The sequence below is a fragment of the Variovorax sp. SG517 genome (assembly GCF_013376045.1).
Classification (GTDB): domain Bacteria; phylum Pseudomonadota; class Gammaproteobacteria; order Burkholderiales; family Burkholderiaceae_C; genus Variovorax.
This window is the reverse complement of record NZ_JABMJG010000004.1, coordinates 285036-310035: the sequence shown is the minus strand read 5'-3', so window position 1 is coordinate 310035 and position 25000 is coordinate 285036. Positions and strand designations below refer to the sequence as shown.

Annotated in this window: 23 protein-coding genes; 15 read left to right on the top strand and 8 right to left on the bottom strand. The window is 69.1% G+C overall.

Annotation, left to right across the window (positions count from 1 at the left end; all coding sequences use genetic code 11):
• The first annotated feature begins 67 nt into the window (after nucleotides 1-67).
• Together FHT32_RS14140 and FHT32_RS14135 are read left to right on the top strand one after the other, a co-directional pair.
• Complete coding sequence (locus tag FHT32_RS14140) at nucleotides 68-2119, top strand: ATP-binding protein (RefSeq protein WP_176665247.1); 2052 nt, start codon at nucleotides 68-70, stop codon at nucleotides 2117-2119.
• A 132-nt stretch (nucleotides 2120-2251) separates the two neighbouring features.
• The gene (locus FHT32_RS14135; RefSeq protein ID WP_176665246.1) at nucleotides 2252-2878 is read left to right on the top strand and encodes a response regulator transcription factor; all 627 of its coding nucleotides are present in this window, start codon (nucleotides 2252-2254) and stop codon (nucleotides 2876-2878) included.
• A 105-nt stretch (nucleotides 2879-2983) separates the two neighbouring features.
• Here the strand turns inward: FHT32_RS14135 and FHT32_RS14130 are convergent, their stop codons facing one another.
• From FHT32_RS14130 to FHT32_RS14120, 3 genes are all read right to left on the bottom strand, one after another.
• Entirely contained in the window at nucleotides 2984-3547 is a 564-nt protein-coding gene (locus FHT32_RS14130; RefSeq protein ID WP_176665245.1) for an OmpA family protein, read from the bottom strand.
• 88 nt (nucleotides 3548-3635) lie between these two features.
• Entirely contained in the window at nucleotides 3636-4295 is a 660-nt protein-coding gene (locus FHT32_RS14125) for an OmpA family protein (RefSeq protein WP_176665244.1), read from the bottom strand.
• A 197-nt stretch (nucleotides 4296-4492) separates the two neighbouring features.
• Nucleotides 4493-4669 (bottom strand): hypothetical protein, encoded by a 177-nt coding sequence (locus FHT32_RS14120; RefSeq protein WP_176665243.1) that lies wholly within the window; start codon nucleotides 4667-4669, stop codon nucleotides 4493-4495.
• Between FHT32_RS14120 and FHT32_RS14115 the strand changes: the two genes are divergently transcribed.
• Both FHT32_RS14115 and FHT32_RS14110 read left to right on the top strand, forming a co-directional pair.
• Nucleotides 4668-5816, top strand: coding sequence for a murein transglycosylase A (locus FHT32_RS14115; protein WP_176665242.1), 1149 nt, complete (start codon nucleotides 4668-4670; stop codon nucleotides 5814-5816). The two genes, FHT32_RS14120 and FHT32_RS14115, sit on opposite strands and share 2 nt — an antisense overlap.
• Before the next feature lie 182 nt (nucleotides 5817-5998).
• Complete coding sequence (locus FHT32_RS14110; RefSeq protein ID WP_176665241.1) at nucleotides 5999-8263, top strand: PhoX family phosphatase; 2265 nt, start codon at nucleotides 5999-6001, stop codon at nucleotides 8261-8263.
• A 122-nt stretch (nucleotides 8264-8385) separates the two neighbouring features.
• On the opposite strand, the gene FHT32_RS14105 is transcribed toward FHT32_RS14110, so the two are convergent.
• Nucleotides 8386-8850 carry an Lrp/AsnC family transcriptional regulator gene (locus FHT32_RS14105; protein ID WP_176665240.1) on the bottom strand — a complete coding sequence of 155 codons (465 nt, stop codon included), beginning with the start codon at nucleotides 8848-8850 and terminating at the stop codon, nucleotides 8386-8388.
• Nucleotides 8851-8955: 105 nt separating this feature from the next.
• Here FHT32_RS14105 and mdeB point away from each other — a divergent pair, with 105 nt between their 5' ends.
• The 11 genes from mdeB (at nucleotide 8956) to FHT32_RS14050 (ending at nucleotide 21258) form a co-directional block, all read left to right on the top strand.
• Nucleotides 8956-11613 (top strand): alpha-ketoglutarate dehydrogenase, encoded by a 2658-nt coding sequence (mdeB, locus tag FHT32_RS14100; RefSeq protein ID WP_176665239.1) that lies wholly within the window; start codon nucleotides 8956-8958, stop codon nucleotides 11611-11613.
• 65 nt (nucleotides 11614-11678) lie between these two features.
• Nucleotides 11679-12455 (top strand): FadR/GntR family transcriptional regulator, encoded by a 777-nt coding sequence (locus tag FHT32_RS14095; RefSeq protein ID WP_176665238.1) that lies wholly within the window; start codon nucleotides 11679-11681, stop codon nucleotides 12453-12455.
• Nucleotides 12456-12578: 123 nt separating this feature from the next.
• Complete coding sequence (locus FHT32_RS14090) at nucleotides 12579-13904, top strand: MFS transporter (protein ID WP_176665237.1); 1326 nt, start codon at nucleotides 12579-12581, stop codon at nucleotides 13902-13904.
• Nucleotides 13897-14856 carry an L-threonate dehydrogenase gene (ltnD, locus tag FHT32_RS14085; protein ID WP_371132184.1) on the top strand — a complete coding sequence of 320 codons (960 nt, stop codon included), beginning with the start codon at nucleotides 13897-13899 and terminating at the stop codon, nucleotides 14854-14856. The genes FHT32_RS14090 and ltnD overlap by 8 nt, the downstream gene beginning before the upstream one ends.
• Complete coding sequence (locus FHT32_RS14080) at nucleotides 14853-15749, top strand: alpha/beta fold hydrolase (RefSeq protein ID WP_176665235.1); 897 nt, start codon at nucleotides 14853-14855, stop codon at nucleotides 15747-15749. The genes ltnD and FHT32_RS14080 overlap by 4 nt, the downstream gene beginning before the upstream one ends.
• A 25-nt stretch (nucleotides 15750-15774) precedes the next feature.
• Nucleotides 15775-16788: a D-erythronate dehydrogenase gene (denD, locus tag FHT32_RS14075; RefSeq protein ID WP_176665234.1), complete on the top strand. Its 1014-nt coding sequence runs from the start codon at nucleotides 15775-15777 to the stop codon at nucleotides 16786-16788.
• A 3-nt stretch (nucleotides 16789-16791) separates the two neighbouring features.
• Nucleotides 16792-18063, top strand: a complete 1272-nt coding sequence (gene otnK / locus FHT32_RS14070) for a 3-oxo-tetronate kinase (protein ID WP_176665233.1) — start codon at nucleotides 16792-16794, stop codon at nucleotides 18061-18063.
• Between the two features lie 8 nt (nucleotides 18064-18071).
• The gene (locus FHT32_RS14065; RefSeq protein WP_256098997.1) at nucleotides 18072-18743 is read left to right on the top strand and encodes an aldolase; all 672 of its coding nucleotides are present in this window, start codon (nucleotides 18072-18074) and stop codon (nucleotides 18741-18743) included.
• A gap of 15 nt (nucleotides 18744-18758) precedes the next feature.
• Nucleotides 18759-19580, top strand: a complete 822-nt coding sequence (gene otnI, locus FHT32_RS14060) for a 2-oxo-tetronate isomerase (RefSeq protein ID WP_176665231.1) — start codon at nucleotides 18759-18761, stop codon at nucleotides 19578-19580.
• Entirely contained in the window at nucleotides 19577-20776 is a 1200-nt protein-coding gene (locus FHT32_RS14055; RefSeq protein ID WP_176665230.1) for an amidohydrolase family protein, read from the top strand. The genes otnI and FHT32_RS14055 overlap by 4 nt, the downstream gene beginning before the upstream one ends.
• On the top strand, nucleotides 20773-21258 hold the full coding sequence (locus tag FHT32_RS14050; RefSeq protein WP_176665229.1) for a RidA family protein: 486 nt from the start codon (nucleotides 20773-20775) through the stop codon (nucleotides 21256-21258). The genes FHT32_RS14055 and FHT32_RS14050 overlap by 4 nt, the downstream gene beginning before the upstream one ends.
• Here FHT32_RS14050 and FHT32_RS14045 read toward each other — a convergent pair.
• From FHT32_RS14045 to FHT32_RS14030, 4 genes are all read right to left on the bottom strand, one after another.
• The gene (locus FHT32_RS14045) at nucleotides 21251-21925 is read right to left on the bottom strand and encodes a TetR family transcriptional regulator C-terminal domain-containing protein (protein ID WP_176665228.1); all 675 of its coding nucleotides are present in this window, start codon (nucleotides 21923-21925) and stop codon (nucleotides 21251-21253) included. The two genes, FHT32_RS14050 and FHT32_RS14045, sit on opposite strands and share 8 nt — an antisense overlap.
• Complete coding sequence (locus FHT32_RS14040) at nucleotides 21922-22893, bottom strand: PDR/VanB family oxidoreductase (protein ID WP_176665227.1); 972 nt, start codon at nucleotides 22891-22893, stop codon at nucleotides 21922-21924. The genes FHT32_RS14045 and FHT32_RS14040 overlap by 4 nt, the downstream gene beginning before the upstream one ends.
• A gap of 39 nt (nucleotides 22894-22932) precedes the next feature.
• Nucleotides 22933-23523, bottom strand: a complete 591-nt coding sequence (locus tag FHT32_RS14035; protein WP_176665226.1) for an NAD(P)H-dependent oxidoreductase — start codon at nucleotides 23521-23523, stop codon at nucleotides 22933-22935.
• Nucleotides 23524-23689: 166 nt separating this feature from the next.
• Nucleotides 23690-24718 carry an ABC transporter substrate-binding protein gene (locus tag FHT32_RS14030; RefSeq protein WP_176665225.1) on the bottom strand — a complete coding sequence of 343 codons (1029 nt, stop codon included), beginning with the start codon at nucleotides 24716-24718 and terminating at the stop codon, nucleotides 23690-23692.
• Nucleotides 24719-25000 lie beyond the last annotated feature (282 nt).

Sequence of the window (25000 nt, the reverse complement as noted above, 5' to 3'; positions counted from 1 at the left end):
CGGCGAAGCCGGTTCCGCGGTGTTCCTGGAACAAGCCACGTACCTTGCGTGCGGCGGTGCTGCCGGTATGTCTGATGCGCTGCTGACCGTTGCACCGCAGCGATGGGCGCTGCTGGCCTATGCGCGGCTGCGCTCGCTGTGGCAGCGCTGGTTCCTGTGGCTGCTGCTGGCGGTGCTGGTGTCGGTGCTGCTGGTCACGGTGGTGTGGCTCGCGGGCCGGCACGAGGTCGAGCAGGTGCAGGCCGCGCTCGACCGCGACACCGCCGACGCGGTCGCCGACCTGCGCAGCGGCTTCCAGCGCAATGCGCAGAGCCTGCGCGCCACGCAGGCGCCAGGCGCCGATCCCGCCAAGTGGCCGGAGGTGGCCGCCGCGCTGCTGCGCGAGCACCGCGAGTGGCTGCGGCTCGAATGGCGCGACTCGGCGCTGCGCCCGCTGCAGGCCGTCAACACGCCCTACCGCATGCGCGTGCTCGACGAGGACACGCGCGGCCCCGAGCAGTCCGACGTGTCGCTGGCCTGCGCCGCGGCGCGCAAGCTGGGTGCGTCGGCCTATTCGCCGAGCCACTACGTGCCGATAGCGGGCGGCGGCGGCATCGAAGTGATGGAGCTGTGCGTGCCCATCGACGCGGGCGGCTACCTGGTGGCGAGCTATTCGCTGCGCGACGCGCTGATCGAACTGGTCGGCCCCACGCTCACGCGCGGCCAGGAAGTGGCCTTCACCGAGGCCGACGGCACGCGGCTGGTGGCGCTGGGCAGCTCGCGGCGCACCGGCACGCGGGTGTTCACCTCGCAGCAGCTCATCGACCTGCCAGGCGCCGCGCTGATGCTGCGCGTGGACGGCTGGCGCGCGGCGCCCGACCTGTTCCCCAACATGCTCACGGCGCTGGTCACGGCGATCTCCATCGCGCTGGTGTCGGTGCTGGTGCTGCTCGCGCGCGACACGCGCCGCCGCCTGCGCGCCGAGCGCGACCTGGCCGACGCGCTGGCCTTTCGCAAGGCGATGGAAGACTCCGTCATCACCGGCCTGCGCGCGCGCGACCTGCGCGGCCGCATCACCTACGTGAATCCGGCCTTCTGCGAGATGGTGGGCTTCAGTCCCGAGGAGCTCATGGCCGGCAACGCCGAGGCGCCCGATGCTCCGTACTGGCCCACCGAACTCGCGCACGAGTACCAGCAGCGGCAGGCGCGCCGGCTGGCCGGCGGCATGCCGCCGCGCGAGGGCTTCGAGTCGGTCTTCATGCGCAAGGACGGCACGCGCTTTCCGGTGCTGATCTTCGAGGCGCCGCTGATCAACGCGCACAAGGTGCAGACCGGCTGGATGAGCGCGTTCATCGACGTGAGCGAGCAGCGCCGCATCGAGGAGCTCTCGCGCGCGAGCCAGGAGCGCCTGCAGGCCAGCGCGCGGCTGGCCACGGTCGGCGAGATGGCCTCGCTGCTGAGCCACGAGCTCACCCAGCCACTGGCCGCGATCGCCAGCTACGCGAGCGGCTCGCTCAATCTGCTGGGCCCCGACGCCAAGGGCGACCAGGGCGAGGTGGCGATGGCGGTGAAGCGCATCGCCGAGCAGGCCGACCGCGCGGGGCAGGTGATCCGCAGCGTGCACGACTTCGTGCGCCGCCGCGACCGCACGCGCGAGGCCGTCGCGCCGCAGGCGCTGATCGACGCGGTGCTGCCGCTGGTGCGGCTGCAGGCGCGCAAGCTGGGCGTGATCATCGAGGTGGTGCTGGAAGACAGCCTGCCCGCGGTCATGTGCGACCGCACGCTGGTCGAGCAGGTGCTGCTGAACCTCGCGCGCAACGCGATGCAGGCCATGGACAGCCCCGACAACGTCGGCAGCCGCGTGCTGCGGCTGCGCGTGGCGCGCGCCACGGCGGTGGGCGGTGCGGTGCAGGAGGACGGCCGGCGCTGGATCGAGTTCTCCGTGGCCGACCTGGGCAGCGGCATCAGCGAGGAGGTCGCCGAGCGGCTCTTCACGCCCTTCTTCACCACGCGCGCCGACGGCATGGGGCTCGGCCTGAGCCTGTGCCGCACGGTGGTGGAGCAGCACGGCGGGGCGCTCATGTTCGAGCCCAACAAGCCGCGCGGCACGGTCTTCAGGTTCACGCTGCCCAGTACATGATTCACCCCCAGGCTCCGCGCACTTCGTGTCGCTGCGCCAACCCCCTTGCAGGGGGCGGCGCCAGCGGCCCGGCAAAGCCGGTTCCGCGGCGCCCCCGAAAGGGCTCGTGCCTGTTTTTGGAATTGAATTGATATGCAACCGCTGATCGACGGCTTGATCTTCATCGTGGACGACGACGCCAGCGTGCGCGAGGCGCTGGCCTGGCTGCTGCGCTCGCGGCGCCTGGCCAGCGAGCACTTCGCGAGCGCCGAGGCGTTCGAGCAGTTCCTCGACCAGGGCCCGCTGCCGCAGCAGCCGCTGTGCCTGCTGCTGGACGTGCGCATGCCCGGCACCAGCGGGCTGGTGCTGTTCGACCGTATCGTGGAGCGCGGCCTGCTGCCGGCGATGCCGGTGATCTTCCTCACGGGCCACGCCGACGTGCCCACGGCCGTCGACGCGGTCAAGCGCGGCGCCTTCGACTTCTGCGAGAAGCCCTTCTCCGACAACGCGCTGGTCGACCGCATCGAGCATGCGCTGAGCGCGTCGCTGCAGGCACTGGAAGTGCAGCGCGCGCGCCGGGGCCTGGCCGAGCGCATCGGCGAGCTGACCGAGCGCGAGCGCGACGTGATGCGGCGGGTGGTCGAAGGCCTGCCGAACAAGCTCATCGCCGACCAGCTCGCGATCAGCGTGCGCACGGTGGAGGTCCACCGCGCGCGCGTGTTCGAGAAGATGGAAGTGAAGTCGGCCGTCGAGTTGGCCAACCGTCTGCGAGAACTCTAGCCCCGGACTCTTCGGGGAAACACTGCGGACCCGGCTTTGCCGGGCCGCTGGCGCCGCCCCCTGCAAGGGGTTGGCGCAGCGGCACGAAGTGCGCGAAGCCTGGGGTCAGCCCTTTTCGGCGACGAAGATTTCCACGCGGCGGTTTTGCGCACGGCCGGCGGCCGTGTTGTTGTCCGCCAGCGGTTCGCGCGAGCCGCGGCCGTCGGTGGTGATGACCGTGGTCGAGATGCCGCGGCTCACGAGGTGGTTGCGCACGCTGTCGGCGCGGCTCACCGAGAGGCGCTCGTTGCCTTCCTCGCTGCCGGTGCTGTCGGTGTGGCCGACCACGCGCACGCTGGCGGCGGTGGCGCTCTTCAGGCCTTCGGCGACCTTGTCGAGCACCTGCGCGAGGTTGCGCTTGACGTTGGAGCGGCCGGTGTCGAACGACAGCTCGTTCGGGATCACCAGGTGAAGCTGGTTGTCGGCGGTCTGCTCGATCACGACGCCCGTGCCCTTGGTGGAGGTCTCGAGGTCGGTCTTCAGGGCGGCCAGGCGGGCTGTCCAGCTGTTGGCCGGTGCGGCCGCAGCGGCTGCGGGCGCGGGGGCCGGCGGCGGCGCCGACTGCGATGCGCAGCCCGCGATGAACAGCAACGCGGCGGCAGCCGCACCCGAAACAACAAACTTCCTCATGAGATTCCCTCTTAATGGACCAATGGAACGGTGATGGCGGGAACCGGCCTTTCAGCGCGGCCGGTTTCCCTTCGTGTGCTGGAGATCGTCAGCCTCGCGGCGCGCGCTCGCCCACGTAGATTTCGACGCGGCGGTTCTGTGCCCGGCCTGCGTCGCTGTTGTTGTCGGCGATCGGTTCGTGCGAACCGCGGCCCTCGATGCGGAAGGCCGCCGCGTTCACGCCGCGCGCCACGAGGTAGTCGCGGGTGCTGGTGGCGCGTTCGACCGACAGCGGATTGTTGATGGCGTCCGAGCCGGTGCTGTCGGTGTGGCCGATGATGCGCACCTCGGCGTTCGGGTTGTTGCGCAGGCCGCTGGCGAACTGGTCGAGCACCGGCGCGAAGTTGGGCTTGATGTTGGCGCGGCCCACGTCGAAGGACACGTCGCTCGGGATCTGCAGCTTCAGCTCGTTGTTGGTCGTCTGCGTGACGGCCACGCCGGTGCCCTGCGTGGCGGCTTCCATCTGGCGCTTCTGGTTTTCCATGCGCTGCGACCACAGGTAGCCGCCGAGCGCGCCGGCTGCCGCGCCGACTACCGCACCGGTGCCGATGGCACCGCGGTTGCCGCCGGTGGCCGAGCCGATGGCGGCGCCGCCCAGTGCACCGATGCCGGCGCCGATGCCGGTGTTGCGCTGGGTGTCGGTCATGCCGCCCGCGCACCCGGACAGGACGAGTGCGGCGGCGGTGGTGGCGAGTACGAACTTTTTCATGGCGATCCCTTTCAAGGTTGAATCAGGCGGGGCACAGCTTAGCCTTCGGGGAGTGCGTGATGGTACGGGCTCAAAGCCCTACGGAAAATAAGAAAAGTTTCGCCTTCGCGCATGAATACTGCAATGATTGCTACTAAAGCAATAGCAATCGGGTGCTTGTCCGACAGTGCCGCGCGCCGGGGGACTGCACGAGCAGTTCACGTTCCGGGCGGCTTGTTCGAGCCGGTGCTGTCGCGGCCGGCTCCGGGGCCGACTTCGGGGCCATCGTCGTCATCGTGCAATTCACCCTTTTTGCGGCCGGAAAACATGGTCCACCAGATGATCAGGATGAACACGAGTCCCGCGGCGAGGGCTTCAAGCAGAATCAAACCCATGAGAAATGGACTCCAGTGGCTGGTCGGGCTTGCGATCGTAGCAACGCTCGCCGCCTGTTCGACCGGCCCGCGCACGCCCGAGCCCCCCATCCGCCCACCCGCCACCCAGCCGCGCGACCTCGGTCCGCTCACCGGCTCGCTCGCGCATCCCAAGAGCCGCTGGGTGCCGGTGGGATGGAGCGAGTTGCCGGGCTTCGGCGAAGACCCGCTGCACGAGGCCTGGATCGCGCTGCTGGCGAACTGCTCGCGCCCCAACGCCGCCTTCGCGCCGCTGTGCCGCGATGTGCGCCAGCTCGCCATCGCCACCCCCGAAGAGCAGCGCCAGTGGATGACCGAGCGGCTGCAGCCCTACCGCGTGGAAGCGCTCAACGGCCAGACCGAAGGCAAGCTCACCAGCTACTACGAACCGGTGTACGAAGCCTCGCGCGTGCCCACCGCCACCTTCAACGTGCCGATCTACCAGGCGCCCGACGGCCTCGTGCCCCGCCGCCCCTGGTACACGCGCCAGGAGATCGAGACCCTGCCCGAGGCCCAGGCCGCGCTGCGCGGGCGCGAGATCGCGTGGATGGCCGACCCGATCGACGCGCTGATGCTGCACATCCAGGGCTCCGGCCGGCTGCGCATCACCGAGGCCAACGGCTACCAGCACACCGTGCGCATGGCTTTCTCGGCCACCAACGAGCAGCCCTACCGCAGCGTGCAGCAGTGGCTCATCAGCCAGGGCGTGACCAAGGTCGGCAAGTGGCCCGACGACACCAAGGCCTGGGCCGCGCAGAACCCCCAGCGCGTGACGCAGCTGATGTGGAGCAACCCGCGCTACGTGTTCTTCCGCGAGGAGACCATGAGCGAGGTCGATGCCGCCTTCGGTCCGCGCGGCGCGCAGGGCGTGCCGCTCACGGCCGGCCGCTCCATTGCGGTCGACCGCGAGAGCATCCCCTACGGCACGCCGGTGTGGCTTGCATCCAACGGGCCGGCGGCGCAATTGCAGAAGCTCGTGGTGGCGCAGGACACCGGCAGCGCCATCCTCGGTGCCGTGCGCGCCGACTACTTCGCGGGCACCGGTGCCGATGCGGGCCGCTTCGCGGCGAGCATGAACCAGCCGCTGCGGCTGTGGGCGCTGTGGCCGCGGCAGCTGCCCGCGCCCTGAACGAGAGGGCGCGAAACGGCGGGCCGCGCGGGCCTGGGGATTGGCGGATGGGTTGATGAAGGGATGCTGAAAAGACCCGATTCAACCTGACCCGAAGCTGAGCAATTCACGGAGTCGTCATACGAAGTGCCTAACTTCGCGGGCTGGTTTTCCTTTCCAACCCACGAAGAAAGACATTGCGCATGACCGCAAACACCCGCACCGACGATCGTCCGGTCGAAATCGAAGACATCGGCACCAACCCCACGTCGAACCCCTCGTTCACCGACCTGATCGCCTCGCGCCTGAGCCGCCGCCACCTGTTCGGCCTGGGCGTCGGCACCGCCGGCACCGCACTGCTCCAGGCATGCGGCGGCGGTGGTGGCGGCGGCACTGCCTTCCCTGTCCTGCCCCCGGCTCCCGCACCGGCGCCCGCCCCGGCACCAGCGCCGACGCCGGCACCCAGCCCCGCGCCGATGAAGCTCGGCTTCAATGCCGTCGCCAAGAGCCTCGCCGACGTCGTCACCGTGCCCGCCGGCTACACCGCCAGCGTGCTCTACCGCCTGGGCGACCCTATTGCCTCGGGCGTTGCCGCCTACAAGAACGACGGCTCCGACGACGCGACCACCTACGACCGCCGCGCCGGCGATCACCACGACGGCATGACCTACTTCGGCATGAATGCGTCGAACAAGTGGGACGCCACCGGCGCGTCGCGCGGCCTGCTGGTGATGAACCACGAGGCCATCACGCCGCTGTTCCTGCACCCCACCGGCCAGACCATCACCGGCAGCGGCAATGCGGCCGCGCGCACCGTCGCCGACGAAGTGCTGCGCGAGTTCTACCTGCACGGCGTGAGCGTGATCGAGGTCAACAAGAGCGGCGGCAGCTGGAGCTACAAGCAGGACTCGAGCTTCAACCGCCGCGTCCACACGCTCACCGAGATGAGCTTCTCGGGCCCCGCCGCCAAGACCGACTACCTGAAGACCAAGTACTCGACCGACGGCAGCAAGACCCGCGGCACGCTCAACAACTGCGCCAACGGCACCACGCCGTGGGGCACGTACCTCACCTGCGAGGAGAACTGGGCCGGCTACTTCCGCCGCATTGCCGCCAATGACGATGCCAACCGCACCGCCAAGGAACTGGCTTCCTTCAGCCGCTACGGCGTGGCCAGCACCGGCCGCGAACTCTGGGCCACCGTCACGCCCGACACCGCCGACAATCTGTACGGCCGCTGGAACACCGAAGTCGTCGCCACGAGCGGCACCGCCGTCGACGACTACCGCAACGGCGCCAACACCTACGGCTGGGTGGTCGAGATCGACCCGTTCAACCCGTCGAGCACGCCCAAGAAGCGCACCGCGCTCGGCCGCTTCGGCCACGAAGGCGCCTGCCTGGGCCCGGTCGTGGTCGGCAAGCCGCTGGTCTGGTACATGGGCGACGACTCGCGCAACGAGTACATCTACAAGTTCGTGTCGACCAAGAACTGGGACGCTGCCGACATCGGCGGCGGCACGGCCGCCGGCGACAAGTACATGGACGACGGCAAGCTCTACGTCGCGAAGTTCAAGGCCGACGGTACGGGCGACTGGCTCGAGCTCAAGCTGGGCGTCAACAACATCACCGCCAGCTACGCCGCCTACGCATTCGCCGATGCGGCCGACGTGGTGGTCAACGCCCGCCATGCAGCCGACGCGGCCGGCGCCACCAGGATGGACCGCCCCGAATGGACGGCCGTCAATCCGAAGACCGGCGAGGTCTACGTCACGCTGACCAACACCAACTCGAGCTCGCGTCCGATCGGCAAGACCGACGCCGCCAACCCGCGCTTCTACAACGACAAGACGACCGCCGGAAAGGACCAGAAGGGCAACCCGAACGGCCACATCGTGCGCTTTGCCGACACCAACGGCGATCCGACCTCCGTCACCTTCAAGTGGGACGTGTACCTCTTCGGCGCGCGTTCCACCGCGTCGGCCGATATCAACCTCTCGCAGCTGGGCGCCGACAACGACTTCTCCAGCCCCGACGGCATGTGGTTCAGCCAGGCGGCTCCCGGCCTGCTGTGGCTCGAGACCGACGACGGCGCCTACACCGACGTGACCAACTGCATGCTGCTCGGCGCCCTGCCGGGCAAGGTCGGCGACGGCGGCGCGAAGACCATCACAAACGTCGATGGCTCCACCACCGCCACGCAGGCCACCTTCGTCGGCAAGGCTCCCGGCACCGACGGCCTGCGCCGCTTCCTGGTCGGGCCGATCGACTGCGAGATCACGGGCATCGCCGAATCGGGCGACGGCCGCGCGCTGTTCGTGAACATCCAGCATCCGGGCGAGAACACGGCCAAGGCAGACATCGGCGACCCGTCGAAGTACCTCAGCCACTGGCCGGAAGGCGGCAACGCCCGTCCGCGCTCGGCGACCGTCGTCATCACGAAGAACGACGGCGGCCTGATCGGTCTCTGATCGGCGCAACAGCCAGCCTCTTCCGGGAGACACCGCGGAACCGGCTTTGCCGGGCCGCAGGTGTTGCCCCCGGCGAGGGGGTTGGCGCAGCGACACGCAGTGCGCGAAGCCTGGGGGTGTGCCTATTTCGGCAACGGCAGCGCCGTCTTGTATCTCACCTGCTTGAGCGCGAAGCTGGAGCGGATCTTCTCGATGCCCGGAATCGGCGTGAGCTGTTCCAGGATGAATTTCTCCAGCGCCGCCATGTCCGCCACCGCGATACGGATCAGGTAGTCGCTGTCGCCCGTCATCAGGTAGCACTCCATCACCTCGTCGTGCTCGGCGATGCGCTGCTCGAAGTCGGCCAGCGACTGCTTGCTCTGCGTGGTGAGGCTGATCGAGATGAACACGTTGAGCCCGAGGCCCAGCGCCTTGGCGCTCGCGAGCGCGACGTAGCGGTCGATCACGCCATTCGCCTCGAGCACCTTCACGCGCGAGAGGCAGGGCGAGGGAGACAGGTGCACGCGCCGCGCCAGCTCCACGTTCGACAGCGCGCCGTCGCGTTGCAGTTCGTCCAGAATGCGCAGATCGATCGCGTCCAGTTGCATGAAATGCCGCTCAATTTGAATTCAACGGAATTTTATGCTGCGACGGGAACGCGGGTTTGGCTTCGCCGGTAGCTAATTCTCCCCATTGCGGCCTAAAGTGCCGACATGAACGCCCCGATTTCGCCCGACCAGATGCGCGCCCTGCTGCTGGATGAAACGCAGCTCTCGCACGACCCCGACCCCGCCGAGACCGCCGAATGGCGCGATGCCTTCGTCGCGCTGGCACAGACGCAGGGGCCGCAGCGCGCAAGGCAGATGCTGGTCGAGCTGGCGCGTCTCGCGCGGCAGCAGCGCATCGGCTGGCAGCCCGAACTCGCCACGCCGTACGTCAACACCATCGCGGTGGAAGACCAGCCGCCGTTCCCGGGCGACCTCGCCATCGAGGAGAAGCTGGCCTCGCTGATGCGCTGGAACGCGCTCGCGATGGTCGCCAAGGCCAACCAGGCATACGGCGAACTCGGCGGCCACATCGCCAGCTACGCGAGCGCGGCCGACCTGTTCGAGACCGGCTTCAACCATTTCTTCCATGCGCGCAGCGAGCACCATCGCGGCGACCTCGTGTTCTTCCAGCCGCACAGCGCGCCTGGCGTCTATGCCCGCGCATACCTCGAGGGCCGCCTGAGCGAAGAAGACCTGAATCACTACCGCCAGGAACTCACCGCGCCGGCCTTCGCCGAAGGCAGCGGCGCGCGCGGGCTGTGCAGCTACCCGCATCCGTACCTGATGCCGGACTTCTGGCAGTTCCCGACCGGCTCGATGGGCATCGGCCCCATCAGCTCGATCTACCACGCGCGCTTCATGCGCTACCTCACGCACCGCAACCTGCTGAACTGCGAAGGCCGAAAGGTGTGGGGCGTGTTCGGCGACGGCGAGATGGACGAGCCCGAGTCGATGAGCGCGCTGACGCTCGCCGCGCGGGAAAAGCTCGACAACCTCGTGTGGGTGGTCAACTGCAACCTGCAGCGCCTGGACGGCCCGGTGCGCGGCAACGGCCGCATCATCGACGAGCTCGAGAAGCTCTTCGCCGGAGCGGGCTGGAACGTCGTCAAGCTCATCTGGGGCAGCGACTGGGACGGCCTCTTCGCACAGGACGTCAGCGGCGCGCTGGCACGCGTGTTCTCCAACACCGTTGACGGCCAGATGCAGACCTTCGCGGCCAAGGACGGCCGCTTCAACCGCGACAACTTCTTCGGCCAGAACCCCGAGCTCGCGCGCCTGGCCGAAGGCATGACCGACGAGCAGATCGACCGCCTCAAGCGCGGCGGCCACGACCTCGTGAAGATCCACGCCGCCTACGCCGCGGCCGCGGCGCACCGCGGCCAGCCCACCGTGATCCTCGCCCACACCAAGAAGGGCTACGGCATGGGCAGCGCCGCGCAGGGCAAGATGACCACGCACTCGCACAAGAAGATGGGCGACGTGGACCTCATCGAGTTCCGCGACCGCTTCAACCTGCCGCTGACCGACGCGCAGGCCACTGCGATGGACTTCTACCGCCCCGCCGAGGACAGCGCCGAGATGCGCTATCTGCGCCAGCACCGCGAGGCCCTCGGCGGTGCCATGCCGCGCCGCGAAACCGCCTGCGAGGTGGTCGCCAAGCCCGACATCGCGAGCTACGCGCAGTTCGCGACCGTCGCGGCCGGCAAGGAGATGAGCACCACCATGGCCTTCGTGCGCATGCTGGGCAACCTCATGAAGGACAAGGCCCTGGGCCCGCGCATCGTGCCCATCGTGGCCGACGAGGCGCGCACCTTCGGCATGGCCAATCTGTTCAAGCAGGTCGGCATCTATTCGAGCGTGGGCCAGCGCTATGCGCCGGAAGACATCGGCTCGGTGCTGAGCTACCGCGAGGCCACCGACGGGCAGATCCTCGAAGAGGGCATCAGCGAGGCCGGCGCCATCGCGAGCTGGACGGCCGCTGCCACCAGCTACAGCGTGCATGGGCTGGCGATGCTGCCCTTCTACATCTACTACTCGATGTTCGGCTTCCAGCGCGTGGGCGACGCCATCTGGGCCGCGGCCGACCAGCGCGCGCGGGGCTTCCTGCTGGGCGCCACGTCGGGGCGCACCACGCTCGGCGGCGAGGGCCTGCAGCACCAGGACGGCAGCAGCCACCTCGTGGCCGCGACCATTCCCAACTGCAAGGCCTACGACCCGGCCTTCGCGGGCGAGATGGCGGTGATCGTCGACGCGGGCATCCGCGAGATGATGGTCGAGCAGCAGGACGTGTTCTATTACGTCACGCTCATGAACGAGAACTACGCGCAGCCCGATGTGCCGGCCGGCGCGGAAGCCGACATCCTGCGCGGCTGCTACCGCTTCGGCACCTATGCGCCGGCCTCGGGCAAGGCGAAGAAGAAAGTGACGCTGATGGGCTCGGGCGCGATCCTCACCGAGGTCGTCAAGGCGGCGCAGTTGCTGGCCGACGAAGGCATCGAGGCCGAGGTGTTCAGCGTGACGAGCTGGAGCGAGCTCGCGCGCGACGGGCTGGCCTACGAGCAGCGCGCGCTGGCGGGCGAAGACGCCGGCACGCCCTTCATCGCGCAGCAGCTCGGCAAGGGCAGCAAGGCGCCGATCGTCGCCGCCACCGACTACGTGCGCGCCGTGCCCGAGAGCGTCCGCGCCTTCCTGCCCGAAGGTCGCCGCTACATCACCCTGGGCACCGACGGCTTCGGACGCAGCGATACGCGCGCGGCGCTGCGCGGCTTCTTCGGCGTCGATGCGAAGAGCATCGCGAACGCTGCGCGCCACGCGCTGGGCTGAACTGCAGCCGCCGCGAAAGTGGCGGGCCCTGCGTTAGAGTCGCAGGCCCCACCCCTTTCGCACCCATGACCGCCCGCTTCCAGTCCATCGCCCCCGCCGTCCGCCTGGCCGACCAGGTGGCCGATGCGCTTGCGGCCGAGGTGCGCAGCGGGCGCCTGTCCGAAGGCGACCGGCTGCCCACCGAGACCGCGCTGGCCGAGCAGTTCGGCGTGAGCCGCACGGTGGTGCGCGAGGCGGTGTCGCGGCTGAAGTCGCTGGGGCTGCTCGATTCGCGGCAGGGCAGCGGCGTCTACGTGCGCGCCGCGGGCGTGGAGCCGCTGCGCTTCGAGATGCCGCACGTGGCCTCGCGCGAGGCGGTGATCCAGATGGTCGAGTTGCGCCGTGCGCTCGAAGCCGAGGTGGCCGCACTGGCCGCCGAGCGCCGGACGGACGAGGACGTGCAGCGTATCCGCGACGCCATCGCCGCACTGCATGCGGCTGTGGAAGCCGGCGGCAACGGCGCCGATGAGGACGTGCTCTTCCACCGCGCGATCGCCGAGGCGGCGCGCAATCCCTTCCTGATCGGCACGCTGCAGTACCTGCGGCAGTTCCTGCACGGCGCTACCCGCGTCACGCGCGCCAACGAGGCGCGCCGCGCGGATTTCGCGCGCGAGGTGGCGCAGGAGCATGCGCGCATCGTCGAGGCGATCGAGGCCGGCGATGCGTTGCGTGCGCGCGAGGCGGCCAAGAGCCACATGGACAACGCGATCCGCCGCATCGAGCAGGCCGATCCGGTGTTCTGGCAGCAGGAGGGCGAGCAGCTCGCCCGTCCGCTGGTCGAAGGCTGGCCCGTCGGCGGCTGAGCCGACACACAAAGACACCAGAAAGGCGCCGAAGGCGGCCTGATCCGCGGGTTTACCCGGGGCCGCCAACAAAAATCAAATTTGTATGATGACCTGACAAATCATCCGAGACACAGCCTTCCAATGACTTCCTCGACCCTCCAGGCCGGCGCAGCGTCGCCCGCCGCCGCCGATGCCGCGCTCGAAAAGCGCGCCTACTCCAAGGTGTTCTGGCGCCTCGTGCCCTTCCTGATGCTCTGCTACGTGATCGCGTACCTCGACCGCGTGAACGTCGGCTTCGCCAAGCTGCAGATGGGGCAGGACCTGGGCTTCAGCGAAACCGTGTTCGGCCTGGGCGCGGGCATCTTCTTCCTGGGCTACTTCCTGTTCGAGGTGCCGAGCAACCTGCTGCTCAACCGCGTGGGCGCGCGCGTCTGGATCGCGCGGATCATGATCACCTGGGGGCTGCTCTCGGCCTGCTTCATGTTCGTGAAGACGCCCACCAGCTTCTACATCCTGCGCTTCCTGCTCGGGCTGGCCGAGGCGGGCTTCTATCCGGGCGTGATCCTGTACCTCACGCACTGGTACCCGGCGCACCGGCGCGCGCGGATCATCGCGGTGTTCATGTCGGCGATTCCGGTGGCGGGCATCTTCGGCAACCCGCTGTCGGGCTGGATCATGGACAGCTTCCACGGCGTGTCGGCCATGAGCGGCTGGCAGTGGATGTTCCTGATCGAGGCCATCCCCGCCGTGCTCATCGGCGTGGCGGTGCTCCTCTACCTCGACAACGGCATCGCCCAGGCGCGCTGGCTGAGCGCCGAGGAAAAGGCGCTGCTGCAGCGCGAGGTGGCGAAGGACGCCGCCCATGGCGCCAAGGGCCCCCACTCGGTGGCTGGCGTGTTTCGCGATGCGCGCATATGGTGGATGGCGTTCATCTACTTCGCCTTCGTCATGGGCCAATACGCACTCACCTTCTGGCTGCCCACGCTGGTCAAGGCCACGGGCGTGCAGGGCAACCTGAACATCGGGCTGCTCAGCGCCATTCCGTTCCTCTGCGCCATCGTCGCGATGAACTTCTTCGGCCGCAGCGCCGACCGCCGGCAGGAGCGCCGCTGGCACCTGATCGTGCCGGCCATGATGGGCGCGGTGGGCTTCACCGTGGCCGCTTCGTACACGCAGAACACGGCCGTGTCGCTGGCGTTTCTCTCGCTCGCCGCAGCGGGCGTGCTGACCTGCGCGCCGCTCTTCTGGTCGCTGCCCACCGCCTTCCTCACGGGCACTGCCGCTGCCGCGGGCATTGCCGCCATCAACTCGGTGGGCAACCTCGCGGGCTTCGTGAGCCCCTACCTCATCGGCTACCTGAAGGACCTCACGGGCAGCACGCAGATCGGCATGTACGTGCTGGCCGGTGCGCTGGTGCTCGGCGCCATCGGCGTGTGGTTCACGCCCAAGCAATTGGTCAATCGCTGACCGACCACCATCGAAAGAAACCTGCATGACTTCCAGCACCAACTCCCCCGTCGTCGGCCTCGTGGGCCTGGGCGCCATGGGCGCCGGCATGGCGCAGTCGTTGCGCCGCGCGGGCCATGCGCCGCATGTGTTCGACGTGCGCCGCGAGGCCGCCGAAGCCTTCGCGCGCGAGGGCGGCACGGCGTGCGCCACGCTGGCCGAACTCGGCGCGCGGTGCGACATCGTGGTCAGCGTGGTGGTGAACGCCGCGCAGACCGAGTCGGTGCTGTTCGGCGACGGCACCACGCCCGGCTGCGCCGCGTCGATGAAGCCCGGCAGCGTCTTCGTGATGTGCTCCACCGTCGATCCGAACTGGTCGGTGGCGCTGGAAGCGCGCCTGGAGAAGCTGGGCATCCTCTACATCGACGCGCCCATCTCCGGCGGTGCCGCCAAGGCCGCGAGCGGACAGATGACGATGATGACCGCCGCCAGGCCCGCCGCCTACGAGAAGGCCGGCGCCGTGCTCGACGCCATGGCCGCCAAGGTCTACCGCCTGGGCGACAAGGCGGGCGCCGGCAGCAAGGTGAAGATCATCAACCAGCTGCTGGCCGGCGTGCACATCGCGGTGGCGGCCGAGGCCATGGCGCTGGGCCTGCGCGAGGGCGTGGACCCGGCGGCGCTGTACGAAGTCATCACCCACAGCGCGGGCAACAGCTGGATGTTCGAGAACCGCATGGCGCACGTGCTCGCGGGCGACTACACGCCGCTGTCGGCCGTGGACATCTTCGTGAAGGACCTGGGCCTGGTGCTCGACGTGGCGCGCGCGAGCAAGTTTCCGCTGCCGCTGTCGTCCACGGCGCACCAGATGTTCATGCAAGCCTCCACCGCCGGATTCGCGCGTGAGGACGACAGCGCCGTCATCAAGATCTTCCCGGGCATCGAGGTGCCTGCACCGAAGGGGAAAGCGCCGTGAGCGACGCCACGCTCAAGTTCGTCGACACGCCGCTGCTGCGCATCGGCTACGAGGAATGGAACCCCGCGGGCAAGGCCACCGCGGTGCTGGTGCACGGCTGGCCCGACAGCCCGCGCTGCTGGCACGGCGTGGCCGCGCGGCTGGCCGAGGCCGGCTGGCGCGTGCTGCTGCCCGCCCTGCGCGGCTTCGCGCCGACGACCTTCCTGCATGCGGATACGCCGCGCAGCGGGCAGCTCTCGGCGCTGGGGCGCGACATGCTCGACTTCATCGACGCGCTCGGCCTGGAGCAGCCCGCGCTCGTCGGCCACGACTGGGGCGCGCGTGCGGTGGGCAATGCCTGCGGGCTGCGGCCCGGCGTCGCGAGTTCGCTCACGCTGATGTCGGTCGGCTACGGCACCAACGCACCCGACCAGCCGATGCCGCTCGCGCAGGCGCGCAACTACTGGTACCACTGGTACATGGCCACGCCGCGCGGCGAACGCACCGTGCATGACGACCGCATCGCCTTCACGCGGATGATGTGGGACACATGGGCGCCAGCCGGCTGGTACGAGCCCGCCGAGTTCGAGGCCACCGCCGCCGCCTTCGAGGGCGACGACTGGGCGCGCGTGGTGGTGCATTCGTACCGCCATCGCTGGGGGCATGCGCCGGGCGATCCGCACTACGCCGCCGACGATGCCGCGCTCAACCCCGCGCCCGTGCTGTCGGTGCCCACGCTGGTGCTGCATGGCGCGGCCGATTCCTGCAATCATCCCGACACCTCGGCCGGCAAGGAACGCTTCTTCAGCGGCCCCTACCGCCGCGAGCTGCTCGACGGCGTGGGCCACTTCCCGCAGCGCGAGGCGCCCGAAGCGGTGGCCGATGCGCTGCTGCGCTTCCTGCCCGCGCTCTAGAACGAACACGAAAGACAAGACGACCATGAACATCCTCATCACCGGCGGCTGCGGCTTCCTGGGCGCCCGCCTCGCACGCACGCTGCTCGCGGGCGGCAGCCTCGCGCTGGCCGGCGCTGCCGCGCAGCCCGTCTCACGCATCACCCTGGCCGACCGCGTGCCGCCGCCCGCCGACCTGGCGGCCGATGCGCGCGTGCAGTTCGTGCAGGGCGACCTGCTGGAGCAACTCGCGAACGGCGCGCTGCCCATGGCCGACACGCAGCTCGTGTTCCACCTCGCCGCCGCCGTGAGCGGCGAGTGCGAGGCCGACTTCGACCTCGGCATGCGCAGCAACCTAGACGCCACGCGCGGCCTGCTCGAAGCCGCGCGCCGCGCGGGCCATGCGCCGGTGTTCGTGTTCTCCAGCTCGGTCGCGGTGTTCGGCGATTCGCCAGAGCAGCGCCTGCCCGCCGTCATCGAGGACACCACGCTGCCGACCCCGCAGAACAGCTACGGCATCCAGAAGTTCATCGGCGAACAGCTGGTGGCCGACTTCACGCGCAAGGGCTTCGTGCAGGGCCGCAACGTGCGGCTGATGACGGTGTCGGTGCGACCCGGCCGGCCCAACGGCGCGGCCTCCAGCTTCCTGAGCGGCATGCTGCGCGAGCCGCTGGCCGGCGAACGCGCACGCTGCCCCGTGTCGCCCGACACGCCCGTCGCGCTGGCATCGCCCGGCAACACCGTCGCCGGCATCGTGCGCGCGGCCACCGCCAGCGCCGCCGAGTGGGGCGCGCGCACGGCGGTCAACCTGCCCGCGCTGACCACCACCGTGCGCGAGATGGCGCAGGCGCTCGAACGCATCGCAGGCAAGGACGCCACCGGCCTGATCGACTGGGAGCCCGACGCCGCCATCGCGAAGATCGTCACCAGCTGGCCCAGCCGCATCCACGCCGCGCGCGCCGAGGCGCTGGGCCTGAAGGCCGACGCCAGCTTCGACGCGATCCTGCGCGACTACGTGCGCGAGAACGCGCAGGCCGTGAAGCTGCCGGTAAAGGACTGACCCATGGCAAAGCTCGTGCTCGGCTGCATCGCCGACGATTTCACCGGCGCCACCGACCTCGCCAACAACCTCGTGCGTGCCGGGATGCGCGTGGTGCAGGCCATCGGCGTGCCCGAAGGTCCGCTGGATGCAGATGTGGATGCCGTGGTGGTCGCGCTCAAGTCGCGCACTATCGCGCCGGCCGAGGCCATCGCGCAGTCGCTCGAAGCATTGCGCTGGCTGCAGGCGCAAGGCGCGAAGCAGATCTATTTCAAGTACTGCTCCACCTTCGACAGCACGCCCCAAGGCAACATCGGCCCCGTGACCGAGGCGCTGATGGACGCGATGGGATGCGACTTCACCATAGCCACGCCCGCCTTCCCCGACAACAAGCGCACCGTGTTCAAGGGCTACCTGTTCGCGGGCGACGTGCTGCTCAACGAGAGCGGCATGCAGAACCACCCGCTCACGCCGATGACCGACCCGAACCTCGTGCGCGTGCTGCAGGCGCAGTGCACGCGCAAGGTGGGGCTCGTCGACTACGCGGTGGTGGCGCGCGGCGCCGCCGCCATCGAGGAGCGCATCGTGCAGCTCAAGGCCGAGGGCGTTTCCATCGCCATCGTCGACGCGGTCTCGAACGACGACCTGCTGCGCATGGGCCCGGCGCTCGCGAAGATGCCGCTGGTCACCGCAGGCTCGGGCGTGGCCATCGGCCTGCCGGCCAACTTCGGCCTCGCGCCCTCGTCGCAGGCGAGCGCGCTGCCCAGGGCCGGCGGCAAGTCGGCGGTGGTCTCGGGCAGCTGCTCGCTGGCCACCAACCGGCAGGTGCTCGACTTCATCCAGCGCGGCGGCGCGGCACTGGCCATCGATCCGCTGCGCATCGCGGCGGGCGTGGATGTCGCGGCCGAGGCGCTGGCGTGGGCAGCTCCGCTGATCGACAAGGGCCCGGTGCTCGTCTACTCCACCGCCGAGGCCGGCGCCGTGAAGTCGGTGCAGGGCCGCCTGGGCGTGGAAGAGGCCGGTGCGATGGTCGAGCGCACCATCGCCGCCATCGCGCGCGGCCTGGTCGAGCGCGGCGTGCACCGGCTGGTGGTGGCCGGCGGCGAGACCTCGGGCGCCTGCGTGCAGGCGCTGGGCATCGCGCAGATGCAGATCGGCCCGCAGATCGACCCCGGTGTGCCGTGGTGCCATGCGCGCTCCGAAGCCGCGCCCGAGGCCGGCCTGCACGTCGCGCTGAAGTCCGGCAACTTCGGCAGCGACGATTTCTTCACCAAGGCATTTACAGTGCTCGGATGACCGAGAGCATGTCAGCAGAGAACCAGGCCCGCGAGGAGATCTGCCGCGTCGGCCGCAGCCTGTTCGAGCGCGGCTACGTGCACGCCACGGCCGGCAACATCAGCGTGCGCCTGGACGACGGCGGTTTCCTCATCACGCCGACCGACGCCTGCCTCGGCTTCCTCGACCCCGCACGGCTCGCACGGCTCGACGCACAGGGCCGGCAGATTGGCGGCGACCGCGCCAGCAAGACCATCGCGCTGCACATGCGCATCTACGCCGCCGCGCGCGAGTTCGACGCGGACACCGCCTGGGTTATCCACACGCACAGCACGCACTGCGTGGCGCTCACGCTGCGGCAACCCGGCGACGAGCTGCTGCCCGCGCTCACGCCCTACTTCGTGATGAAGGTCGGCCATGTGCCGGTCATTCCGTACCACCGCCCGGGCGCGCCCGAGGCGGCCGAGCAGGTGGCGCAGGCCATCGGCCGCTTCGGTGCGGCCGGCACGCCTATCCGCGCCGTGATGCTCACGCGCCTGGGCCCCAACGTGTGGCACGACACGCCGGCCGCCGCCATGGCCGTGCTCGAGGAACTCGAGGAAACCGCAAGGCTCCAGCAGCTCGCGCAGGCCGCAAGGCCCCAGCCGCTGGATGCCGATCAGATCGATGAACTGCGCCGCACCTTCGGTGCGCGCTGGTAGTACAAACAACACCCCATGCCCCAATTCGCCGCCAACCTCTCGATGCTCTATCCGGAGCTCGCCTTCCTCGACCGCTTCGACGCCGCTGCGAAGGACGGCTTCAAGGCCGTGGAATACCTCTTCCCCTACGACTTCACCAAGGAAGAAATCGTCGCCCGGCTCAAGCACAACGGCCTGCAGCAAGTGCTGTTCAACGGACCACCGGGCGACTGGAACGGCGGCGAGCGCGGCCTGGCCTGCCTGCCGGGTCGCGAGGCCGAGTTCCGCGAAGGCATCGCCAAGGCCATCGACTACGCCGTGGCGCTCGACTGCCCGCGCATCCACGTCATGGCCGGCCTCGTGCCCGCGGGACAGCAGCGCGAGGCGCTGCAGCCGGTGTACGTCGACAACCTGCGCTGGGCCGCCGCCGAGGCCGCCAAGGCGGGCCGCGACGTGCTGATCGAGCCGATCAACACGCGCGACATCCCGGGCTTCTTCCTCAACCGGCAGGACCATGCGCACGAGATCGTCGAGACCGTCGGCGCGCCCAACCTCAAGGTGCAGATGGACCTCTACCACTGCCAGATCGTCGAGGGCGACGTGGCGATGAAGATCCGCAAGTACCTGCCGACCGGCCGCGTCGGCCACATCCAGATCGCCGGCGTGCCCGATCGCAACGAACCCGACATCGGCGAACAGAACTACCCGTACCTCTTCGACGTGCTCGACGAGGTGTCGGCGCAGTGCGGCTGGCAGGGCTGGGTCGGCTGCGAGTACCGGCCGAAGCGCGGCGCGGAGCCCGGCGGCACCTCGGCCGGCCTGGGCTGGCTGCGCGACTGGCGGCAGCGGCACGCATGAAGCTCGAGGCGCTGCGCATACCGGCGTCGCTGCGTGGCTTCGCGGCGGGCGATGCGCAGCTGTTCGACGTCACCATCGAGGGCGACAAGGTCGCCTCCGTCACGCCCAGCGCGCAAAAGCGGCAAGCCAAGGGCACGCTGCTGAGCGCACTGGTCGAGGCCCACGCGCACATCGACAAGAACTACACCGTGCAGGACGTGGGCGCCGCGCAGGGCAACCTGTTCGTCGCCATCGAGCGCATGAACCGCCACCGCGAGAGCTGGACCGGCGAATCGCTGCGCCTGCGCATGGAGCGCGCGCTGCACGACGCATGGCTGTCGGGCACGCGCGCGCTGCGCACGCACCTCGACTGGGTGCAGCCCGAGCCGCCGGCCGCGCTGGCGGTGTTCGAGGCGCTGCGCGAGGAATGGCGCGGCCGCATCGAGCTGCAGTTCGTCTCGCTCACGCCGCTGGATCTGTTCGCCGACATCGCGGCCGGCGAGCGCATCGCGCGCGAGGTGAAGCGCGCGGGCGGCGTGCTCGGCGCATTCGTCTATCGGAACGAGGGCATCGTCCACAAGCTGGGCCGCGTGTTCGACCTCGCGCAGCAGCACGGACTGGCGCTCGACTTCCACGTCGACGAAGGCCTGGACGTCGAGGCCACCGGCCTGCGCAGCATCGCCCAATTGGTGCGTGCGCGCGATTTCAGGCAGGGCGTGGTCAGCGGCCACGCCTGCTCGCTCTCGGTGCAGGACGATGCCGTAGCGGGCGAAACGCTTGCGCTGTGCGCCGGCGCGGGCATCCACCTCGTCGCGCTACCGACCACCAATCTCTACCTGCAGGGCGCCTGGGACCGCACGCCCGTGCAGCGCGGCATCACGCGCATCCGCGAGGCGGCGGCACGGGGCTTGCGTGCGAGCCTGGCGACCGACAACGTGCAGGACGCCTTCTATCCCTACGGCAGCTACGACCTGCTGGAGACCTTCGGCCTCGGCGTGCAGGCGGCGCACCTCGCGCCGGCCGACGACTGGCTCGACACCATCACCGTGAGCCCCGCGAAGGCGCTGGGGCTCGCGTGGGACGGACGCATCGTGCCGGGCTGCCCGGCCGACCTGCTGGTGCTGTCGGCCACCGGGGAACATGAACTGATCGGCCCGCGCGGACGGCAACGCACCGTCATCCGCGCCGGCCAACGACTGGAGAGCAACGAGCAATGAGTATGGGCAAGCCGATGGCCAACTACGCGGCCGCCAAGCGCGTGGGCGATTTCGTCTTCATGAGCGGCGTGGTCGCCGTCGACCCGGCCACGCGCCGCGCTGTCGCCGGCTACGACGCCATCCCTGAAGAAGCACGTACCGCGCTGCAGAGCGTGGGCTACGCCACCGGCCAGATGTCGGTGGACGTGTTCGAGGCGCCCATCGTCGCGCAGAGCTGGTTCGTGCTGGAGCGCATCCGGCAGATCGCGGCCGAGCACGGCGGCACGATGGAAGACGTGGTGAAGCTGGTGCAGTACTTCCGCCACCTGCCGCACTACGCCTTCTACAACCGCGTGCGCGGCCTGTTCTATCCGGGCGAGCCGCCGGTGAGCACGGTGGTGGAGGTGTCGCGCTTCCTGCCGGGCGACGAAGTGCTGGTGGAAGTGGAAGCCACCATGTACTTGCCCCGCACCGCTTTCTCGTCGTCTTCCTCGTCTACCTGACGCCCGCGCCCTTGAGCAGGAATTCGGTCACCTGCTCGATCAGGTAGCGCCGGTCCTTGCCGTCCTTGTCCTGACCCTGCTGGATCGAATCGCGGTAGTAGGCGGCCTGCGTGGCGTGGTCGGCGTAGAACTGCGTCACGGCCCAGATGTGGAACAGCACCAGCATCGGATCGGCCTTGTCCATCAGGTCCTGGTTCATCCAGTTCTGGATCACCGCGGCGGCCTGTTCGGTGCGCTGCTTGCTCGTCTCCATCATGTCGTTGATGACCGGCGCGCCGCGCAGCATTTCAGCCGTGAAGATGCGCGAGCGCAGCGGATGCTCGAACGAGAACATCATCTTGCGGCGGATCAGGTCGCCCAGCACCTTGCGCGGGCCGAAGGCCTCGTCGCTGAAGCCGAACACCACGATCCAGTCGTTGAGGATGTCCTGCAGCACCTGCCGGTACAGCGCCTCCTTGCTGTCGATGTAGTAGTGCAGCTGCGCCTTCGAGAGCCCGGCCTTGTCGGCGATGGCCTGCGTCGAGGCGCCGGCCAGCCCCTCGCTCGCGAACACCTCGATGGCGGCCTGGTTGATGAGGGCCAGCACCTGCGTGTACTTGCGCGAGCGTCCGCGCGTGGCGGGCGCCTCGCCGTCGCTCTCTTCGGTGATGGCGGCGCGTGCGTTCACAGCTGCAGTTCCAGTTCCAGCCCCTTGGCGCGCGAGCAGCACAGCGCCACCTTGTGGCGGCGCTCGCTGCCGGTGAGGCAGAAGTCGCGGTGCTCGGCGCCCTCGCCGTCGCCCTCTACCACGCAGGTGCCGCACAGGCCCTGCTGGCACGACACCGGAATGTCGATGCCGACCTCGTGCAGCGCGTCGACGGCCGTCTGGTCCGCGGCCACCGGCACCGTGATGCCGCGCTTCGCGAGCTTCAGCGTGAAGGGCAGGCCGGCGGTCGCGCCGGCGTCGGTGGGCGCGGCGAAGTATTCGGCGTGCAGCGCGTCTTCGGGCCAATCCGTCTTTGCGGCGGCTTCGCGCACCGCCTGCATGAAGCCGCCGGGGCCGCACACGTACAGGTGCGTGCCGGGCGCGCGCCCGGCCAGCAGCGAGTGCAGGTCGATGCGCTGCGATGCATCTCCCTGGTCGAGGTGCAGCCGCAGGTGCGGCGCCAGCGACGGCGCGCGCAGCGCATCGGCAAAGGCCAGGTGCTCCTCGCTGCGCGCGAACACGCACAGCGTGAACTGCGCGCCGCGTGCGGCGAGCGCCTGCGCCATCGCCAGCAGCGGCGTCATGCCGATGCCGCCGGCCAGCAGTAGGTGGTGCGTGGCCTCCTCGCGCAGCGGGAAGGTGTTGCGCGGCGCGCTGATCGGCAGCAGGTCGCCTTCGCGCACGCGCTCGTGCATCGAGGCCGAGCCGCCACGGCTCGAAAGCTCGCGCTTCACGCCGATCACGTAGCGCCCCGCGTTGGTCGCCAAGGGCGCCCGCGCCAGCGAATACTGGCGCGAGAAGCCACCGGGCATGTGCACGTCGATGTGCGCGCCGGCCTCGTAGGAGGGCAGCGGCCGGCCCCACGGGTGGGCCAGCTCGAAGGCCAGGATTTCCGGCGTCTGGCGCGAGATGCGTTCGACGCGGACGGTGAGCGTGCGTTCGAGGCTCATGGTGTCGTATGTCTCCTTCTGGAATCGAAGGTTCTTCTGCTAGATGCTGCCCAGCTTGCGCGAGACGCGTTCGATGAAATGGGTGCGGTCGCTCGCGGTGACGGCGTTCATGTCGTGCAGCTGCAGCCACGTCACCTTGCAGCGCCACGCGAAGAGCGCGCGCAGCGCCCGCGTGAAAAGCCGCCTGCCCGGGTCGCCGATGACCATCACGAACCAGCGCGGCGCGCCGCCGGTGGTGACCACCGTGAGCCTCCGGATGTGCCGCATGCCCGACCGCGCGAGCTGCCCCTTGCGTTCCGCCGGCAGGAAGGCCACGCCGGGCAGCCAGACCCTTTCGAGCCAGCCCTTGAGCATCGAGGGCGGCCCGTAGAACCAGGTGGGGAAAACGAACACCAGGTGCTCGGCCCACAGCAGCGCTTCGACGTGGGGTTTCACACGTTCGCGGATCAGGTCGGGGTTGTCGAGGTAGGCGACGCGCTCCTCGCGTGTCAGCGTGGGGTCGAAGCCCTCGGCGTACAAGTCGATGGCCTTGACGTGATGTCTGGGCTCGAGCGCCTCGAGGGCGGTGCGGTAGAGCGCGTGGTTGAAGCTGTCAGGATTCGGATGGCAGTGGACGACGAGCGTTTTCATGGTTGAGGGCCGGTTCGCCCAGGACTTGCGTCGCTGGCGAGACGGGGTCAGAGCCCAGGGGATGAAAGGCCGCACGGTGCCTTATGGCAACCCAGGCGCCGGCATCTGACCCCGGCGCAAGCCCCGCGCGGCCGCGGGAAAAAACGGTGTGCTTGCTTGTTGCTGCTTACTTGCCCGTGAGCTTCTTGCGCACGTCGATGCCGACGCCCTTGTTCACGAACTGCGTGGTGACCACCTTCGACAGGTCGACCTCGCCGGGCTTGTACAGGCCGGCCTTGACCATCTTGTCGTAGAAGTCCTTCACGCGGGCCTCGTCCATCGCGCCGATGCCCTTGGTGAGCGACTCGCCGCTGTCGACGATGCCCATCTTCTTCATCAGCTCGATGGAGCCCAGAGAGGAGGCCACGGGCGAGTCGGGGTTGATCTTGGCGATCATCTCGTTGGCGGCCTTGTTGTCGCCGTAGAGGTAGTTGTTCCAGCCGATGATCGATGCCTCGATGAACTTGCGCACCGTCTCGGGCTTGGTCTTCACCAGGTCGGCGCGCGTCTCGATGGTGGTGGAGTAGGTCGAGAAGCCGTTGTCGGCCAGCAGCTGCACCACCGGGTCGAAGCCCGCCTGCGCCTTGATCGACAGCGGCTCCGAGATGGCATAGCCCTGCTGGATCGACTTCTTGTCGGCCAGGAACGGGCCCACGTTGAAGGTGTAGGGCTTGAGCTGCGAGTCCTTGAAGCCGTGCTCCGACTTCATCCACTGCCAGAAGCTGAACTGGCCGTCCTTGCCGATGAAGGCCACCGGCGCCTTGGCCATGTCCTTGAAGGTGTCGAAGCCCTGGCCCGGGTGGGCGAACATGGCCTGCGGGTCCTTCTGGAAGAAGGCGGCCACCACCACGGTGGGCACGCCGTTCTTCACGTTGTCGAAGGACTGCAGCAGGTTGCCGGTCATCAGGAAGTCGACCTTGCCGGCCGGCAGCATCGGCCGGTTGTTGACCATCGGGCCGCCTTGCTGGATGTCGACGTCGAGGCCGTACTTCTTGTAGGTGCCGTCCACCAGCGCCTGGTAGAAGCCGCCGTGGCCGGCCTGCGCCTTCCAGTTGGTGGCGAACACCACTTTTTCCTGCGCCTGCACGGCGAAGGCGGCTGCAGCGAGGGCTATGCCGAGGGCAAGCGGACGGATTGTCAGAGCGGGAACGCGCATGGCAGTGGACTCCTGGGGTTGAATGCGAAACGGGATTTTCATATCAGTCGAGAGGCGCTTTTGCTTCTGTTCGGGGCGTGTGCACAGGCCGCCGGGTACTCCCCTCCGCGAATGTCCCCCGGCCTGCGGCCTCCTCCTTTATTTCGCTGCGGGGAGTACCCGACGCCCTGTGCAGTGGGCACGCTGCTGGTGTGCGGCTGATCAACGACCACGGCTTGCAACGCGCACGCCGATGGGGTGCCTTGCGCAGCGAAATAAAGGAGGAGCCCGAAGGGCGGGGGA